General features: G+C 66.6%; 8 protein-coding genes. 4 read left to right on the plus strand and 4 right to left on the minus strand.

Annotated elements, in window-relative coordinates; genetic code table 11:
- The first annotated feature begins 9 nt into the window (after window positions 1–9).
- Genes VK519_RS02080 through hisIE form a run of 4 tightly spaced genes read left to right on the plus strand, consistent with a single transcriptional unit; the run spans window position 10 to window position 2,286 of the window.
- The gene (locus tag VK519_RS02080) at window positions 10–162 is read left to right on the plus strand and encodes a glutamine amidotransferase-related protein (protein WP_414692679.1); all 153 of its coding nucleotides are present in this window, start codon (window positions 10–12) and stop codon (window positions 160–162) included.
- The gene (locus VK519_RS02085; RefSeq protein WP_324347195.1) at window positions 159–905 is read left to right on the plus strand and encodes a HisA/HisF-related TIM barrel protein; all 747 of its coding nucleotides are present in this window, start codon (window positions 159–161) and stop codon (window positions 903–905) included. The genes VK519_RS02080 and VK519_RS02085 overlap by 4 nt, the downstream gene beginning before the upstream one ends.
- Window positions 906–907: 2 nt before the next feature.
- The gene (gene hisF / locus VK519_RS02090) at window positions 908–1,678 is read left to right on the plus strand and encodes an imidazole glycerol phosphate synthase subunit HisF (protein ID WP_324347197.1); all 771 of its coding nucleotides are present in this window, start codon (window positions 908–910) and stop codon (window positions 1,676–1,678) included.
- Window positions 1,675–2,286, plus strand: a complete 612-nt coding sequence (gene hisIE, locus VK519_RS02095) for a bifunctional phosphoribosyl-AMP cyclohydrolase/phosphoribosyl-ATP diphosphatase HisIE (RefSeq protein WP_324347199.1) — start codon at window positions 1,675–1,677, stop codon at window positions 2,284–2,286. Before hisF ends, hisIE begins: the two co-directional genes overlap by 4 nt.
- Here hisIE and VK519_RS02100 read toward each other — a convergent pair.
- From VK519_RS02100 to VK519_RS02115, 4 genes are all read right to left on the minus strand, one after another.
- Window positions 2,270–3,301 carry a C13 family peptidase gene (locus VK519_RS02100; RefSeq protein ID WP_414692680.1) on the minus strand — a complete coding sequence of 344 codons (1,032 nt, stop codon included), beginning with the start codon at window positions 3,299–3,301 and terminating at the stop codon, window positions 2,270–2,272. The two genes, hisIE and VK519_RS02100, sit on opposite strands and share 17 nt — an antisense overlap.
- 23 nt (window positions 3,302–3,324) lie before the next feature.
- Complete coding sequence (mtnC, locus tag VK519_RS02105; protein ID WP_324347203.1) at window positions 3,325–4,008, minus strand: acireductone synthase; 684 nt, start codon at window positions 4,006–4,008, stop codon at window positions 3,325–3,327.
- Complete coding sequence (locus VK519_RS02110; RefSeq protein WP_324347205.1) at window positions 4,008–4,577, minus strand: 1,2-dihydroxy-3-keto-5-methylthiopentene dioxygenase; 570 nt, start codon at window positions 4,575–4,577, stop codon at window positions 4,008–4,010. Before VK519_RS02110 ends, mtnC begins: the two co-directional genes overlap by 1 nt.
- On the minus strand, window positions 4,574–4,806 hold a 233-nt coding region (locus VK519_RS02115; protein WP_324347207.1), incomplete at its 5' end, for a class II aldolase/adducin family protein. The genes VK519_RS02110 and VK519_RS02115, both read right to left, overlap by 4 nt.

Genomic DNA, 4,806 nt, shown 5'->3' on the forward strand with positions numbered 1-4,806 from the left:
AGCTATGCGCTGCCGGCGGGTGAACATACGCTGGCCACCAGCACGCATGGCGAGCCGTTCTCGGCCGTGATCGGCCGCGGCAACTTCTTCGGCATGCAGTTCCACCCGGAACGTTCCGCGCGCACCGGCGCGCGCCTCCTGGCCAACTTCCTCGACCTATGACGACGCAGGTGATTCCCGCCATCGATCTTCGCCAGGGGCGCGTCGTCCGCCTGCGCCAGGGCGATTACGCGCAACAGACCAACTTCGACGTCGATCCGGCTGTCCTCGCCGGCCAGTATCGCGAGGCGGGCGCCGCGTGGCTGCACGTGGTCGACCTCGACGGCGCGCGTGATGGCGGCTTCGCCAACCTTGCCTGCATCGAAGCGATCGCCAAGGCCGGCTTGCGACTGCAGGCCGGTGGCGGTGTGCGCGACTCCGCCGGCATCGAGCGCCTGCTTGGCCTGGGTGTGTCGCGGGTGGTGGTGGGCAGCATCGCCGTGCGCGAACCCGATACGGTGTCCGGCTGGCTGGCGCGGTTCGGGCCCGAACGCCTGACGATCGCGCTGGATACCCGCTGGCGGGACGGCGCCTGGCAGCTGCCGCACGCGGGATGGACCGAGCAGGCAGGCGCCACCTTGGAAGTGCTGGCGCCGGTGTACGCCAAAGCGGGCGCCGTGCACTTGTTATGCACCGACATCGATCGTGACGGCATGATGGCCGGGCCCAACCTCGCGCTATACCAGCGCCTGGCGGCGCTGGCGCCGGGGTTGCAGGTGCAAGCGTCGGGCGGCGTGCGTTCGGCTGCGGATGTCGCCGCGGTGGCTGCGGCGGGCATCGCCGGCGTGATCCTCGGGCGTGCCCTGCTGCAGGGGTCGCTGGCCCTGGCCGATGCCTTCGCGGCAGCCGGCGGCGTGGAGGCCTGACCATGCCTGCACGCCGCATCATTCCCTGCCTTGACGTACGCGATGGCCAGGTGGTCAAGGGCGTGCGCTTCCGCGATCACGCCGTGGTTGGCGGCATCGTCGAACTGGCTTTGCGTTACCGCGACGAAGGCGCCGATGAACTGGTGTTCTACGACATCACGGCAAGTCCCGAAGGGCGTCGCGTGGACCGCGATTGGGTCGAGCGCGTGGCCCGCGTCATCGACATCCCCTTCTGCGTAGCCGGTGGCATCCGCAGCGTCCAGGACGCCCGCGAGGTGTTGCATGCCGGCGCCGATAAAATCTCGGTGAATTCCCCGGCGCTGGAGCGCCCGGACCTCATCGACGAACTGGCCGCCGCTTTCGGCGTGCAGTGCGTGGTGGTGGGCGTGGACAGCCTGCGCGACGACGACGGTACCTGGCGCGTTCGCCAGTACACGGGTGATCCTTCCAGGATGAAGGCGCTGGCCCGCACCACGCTTGCCTGGGTGGCCGAAGCCTGCGCCCGCGGGGCGGGGGAGATCGTGCTCAACTGCATGGGCTCCGATGGCGTGCGCCAGGGCTACGACATCGAGCAACTGCGATCGGTACGCCAGGTGTGCCCGGTACCGCTGGTGGCGTCCGGCGGGGCGGGAACTCCGTCGCACTTCATCGATGCGTTCACCCGGGCAGACGTCGATGCTGCGCTTGCCGCCAGCGTATTCCATGCAGGCTTCATTGCCATCGACGATCTCAAAGACCAGTTGCGCCGCGCCGGCGTGGAGGTAAGGGCATGACCGTGCAACCAGACTGGGCCAAGGGCGATGGGTTGTTGCCCATGGTGGTGCAGCACGCGCAAACGGGCGAAGTACTGATGCTTGGTTACGTCGACGAAGCCGCCGTGAAGGAAACCGAAGCCAGCGGCCTGGTCACTTTCTTCAGCCGCAGCAAGCAGCGGTTGTGGACCAAGGGCGAGACCTCGGGCAACGTGCTGCGCCTGGTCGACCTGCACATCGATTGCGACGGTGATACCTATCTTGCGCGTGTGGAACCTGCGGGGCCCACCTGCCACCAGGGTACTTCCAGCTGCTTTGGCGACGGGGTGCGTCCACCGCTGGCCTTCCTCGCCGAGCTCGACGCGCTGGTGGCGCGCCGGCATGCCGAACGGCCCGAGGGTAGCTACACCACCGCCCTGTTCGACGGCGGAACGCGGGGTATTGCGCAGAAGGTGGGAGAGGAAGGCGTCGAGGTGGCGCTGGCGGGCGTGGTCCAGGACGACAGCGCGTTACTGGGGGAAGCAGCGGACCTGGTGTTCCATCTGACGGTGCTTCTTCGTGATCGCGGCCTGGACCTTTCCGCCGTGGCTGCGGTGCTGGCCGAGCGGCACGCTACTTCGCGGCGCTGAAACCAATGGTGGGGCCGGCCTTGTGGCTGGTCCGCCATTTTTCCAGTTGCGCGGCGATGCCGAACCCGAGGTCAAGCTGCGGTTCGCTCGGGGTGAGCTTGTCCCGCTGCTCCCACTGGCTGATTTCCTTCTTCGCATTGGCGAAGGCGCCCAGGATGTCGTCGGTCTGGTTCAGGCCATCCACCAGCCAGGCATGGCCGAAGTAGGTGATGTCTGAATCCGAACCACACCCGAACGAGCTTCGATCACTTCGCGCGGCAGTAAGAACGGCTGTTCCATCGCCACGCAGCGACGGCAGGAAACCGCCGGAGTAACAGGCGTTCACTACCACGACCTTGTAGCGGATGTGGCGGCTGGAGAGCATCTGCGCCAGGCCGTCCGGATCGAGCTGGTCCAGGGGCAGGGGGTTCATGTCCACCAACAGCGTGTGGTCTTCGGTGCCGTGGCTGGTGAGGTACAGCAACAGGATGTCCTGGCCGCGGTCCATGCGCGCGGCGACGCCGTCGAGTGCGGTTTCCAGGTTGCTCCACGTGGCAAGCGGGCGCGTGTCGAGCGTGGCCGGGTTATTCTGCAGCACCAGCACATGGCCTTGTGCATCGAAACGTCGTGCGAAGAGGCGCTGGGCGTATTCGGCCTCGTTGCGGAAGACGTCCTCGCCGCCGTCACCGGCGAATGCGATCACCCACAGGTTGGGCTTGCCAGGCACGCGGGGGGTCAGTTCGCCGACGGCTTTTTCCATCATCCGATGCTGGGCGTAGAGCACCTGCTCAGGGGAGGGGGCGTTGGCCGGCCAGTCGTCGGCGTTGTCATCCTCGCCGCCGGCAGCGCTGTCGACATCGCTGCCCTCGTTGGCCACGGTCGATGCCCCGACCGGTTGCGCGGCCGATGTTGCCGGGGCAGCGCCAACTGCCGGCGATGTGCTGGGCGGGCCCTGGCTGGCAGCCACGCTGGCGGCGTGAAAATGCGCCAGCACATGCATGGTCACGCCGCCGCCGACGAAGGCCAGCAGGGCCACCAGCAACAGGCGCGCGGAGGGTTTCAGACGACGATCTCGTCGAAGCGGGCGAAGGTGCGATGCGCCGCCTGCGCGGGCTTGGGATCCTTGCGCAGCAGCCAGCCCGTCTGGAAGCCGGCCGTGCGGGCGGCATCGAGTTCCTGCTCGATGTCGGACAGGAACAGGATGCTGGACGGATCCTTACCGATGGCCTGGGCGATGGCCGTGTACGAGGCCGCCTCCCGCTTGGGTCCGGTGGTGGTGTCGAAGTAGCCGGAGAACAGCGGTGAGAGGTCGCCCGCCTGGCTGTAACGGAAGAACAGCTTCTGTGCCGGCACCGAGCCTGACGAATACACGTAGAGTGGAATACCCGCCGCGTGCCAGCTGGCCAGCACCGTGGGAACGTCCGGATAGACGTGGGCCTGGTAGTCGCCGGCTTCGTAGCCATCCTTCCAGATCATGCCCTGGAGCGCCTTGAGCGCCGTGGATTTGCGGTCTTCATCTATCCAGCGCAGAAGCAGGTCCACCACGTCGTGCCGGCTGGCCTCCACCAGGCCCGCCTCGCGAGCGGCCTCGGAAAGCCAATGCTGCACCTCCGCCGTATCGACATGCGTTTCCACGTACGCCGGCAGGCGTTCGCGGGCGTAGGGAAACAACGTGTCGTGGACGAAATCGATCGAACTGGTTGTGCCTTCGATGTCGGTGACGATGGCGTGGATCGTGGGCATCAGGCGGCCCTTGGCGCGGAAGGGTGCGGCTCCATGCGCGGGAAGCGCGAAGCGATGTCCTGGCCGGTGAAATTGGCGACCCAGCCTTCGGTATTGGTGAACAGGCGGATGGCAATGAAATACGGCGATTCGCTCATGTCGAACCAGTGTGGCGTGCCGTCGGGCACGCCGATCAGGTCGCCCGCCTCGCACAGCACTTCATAGACCTTGCCCTGGATGTGCAGGGTGAACTGGCCGGCACCGGCGACGAAGAAGCGGACTTCGTCCTCGCTGTGGGTGTGTTCGTCCAGGAATTTCTTGCGCAGCGTGGCGCGCTCGGGATGGTCGGGCTTGAGGCTGATGACATCGACCGCGCGATAGCCTTCCTCGCGCATCAGCCGGTCGATGTCGCCCTGGTAGGCGGCGATCACTTCTTCCTGGCTTGCGCCGGGGGTGATCGGCTGGGCGGCTTCCCAGGCTTCGAAGCGGATGCCGACCTTGGCCAGTTCCGTGGAGATGGCGTCGTGGTCGCCGATGTCGGCTAGGGTCGATTCGTGGGCGTTGTCGGCGTAGATGCGCAGGCGACTCATGATGACAACCTCTTCAGGTCCAGTTCGCAGGCCAGCAGGAATTCCAGCGCTTCCAGGTGGCGGCGGGTTTCGGCCATGTCGCGGCCCCAGGTATAGATGCCGTGGCCATCGATCAGGTAAGCATGCAGCGGCTTGCCCGCATCGAGCCAGGCGTCAATGCGCCCGACAAGCTCGGGCATATGCTGGGTATTGGGAAATACCGGCACTTCCAGGCGGCTTTCATGCGTGG

It is taken from the genome of Pinirhizobacter sp. (genome assembly GCF_035317885.1).
Taxonomy (GTDB): Bacteria; Pseudomonadota; Gammaproteobacteria; order Xanthomonadales; family Rhodanobacteraceae; genus Pinirhizobacter.

Bases quoted from the DNA above. Each gene is read 5' to 3' on its own strand.
- VK519_RS02110 (WP_324347205.1), bottom strand. From the start codon at position 4,577: ATGAGTCGCCTGCGCATCTACGCCGACAACGCCCACGAATCGACCCTA.
- hisF (WP_324347197.1), top strand. From the start codon at position 908: ATGCCTGCACGCCGCATCATTCCCTGCCTTGACGTACGCGATGGCCAG.
- hisIE (WP_324347199.1), top strand. From the start codon at position 1,675: ATGACCGTGCAACCAGACTGGGCCAAGGGCGATGGGTTGTTGCCCATG.
- mtnC (WP_324347203.1), bottom strand. From the start codon at position 4,008: ATGCCCACGATCCACGCCATCGTCACCGACATCGAAGGCACAACCAGT.
- VK519_RS02085 (WP_324347195.1), top strand. From the start codon at position 159: ATGACGACGCAGGTGATTCCCGCCATCGATCTTCGCCAGGGGCGCGTC.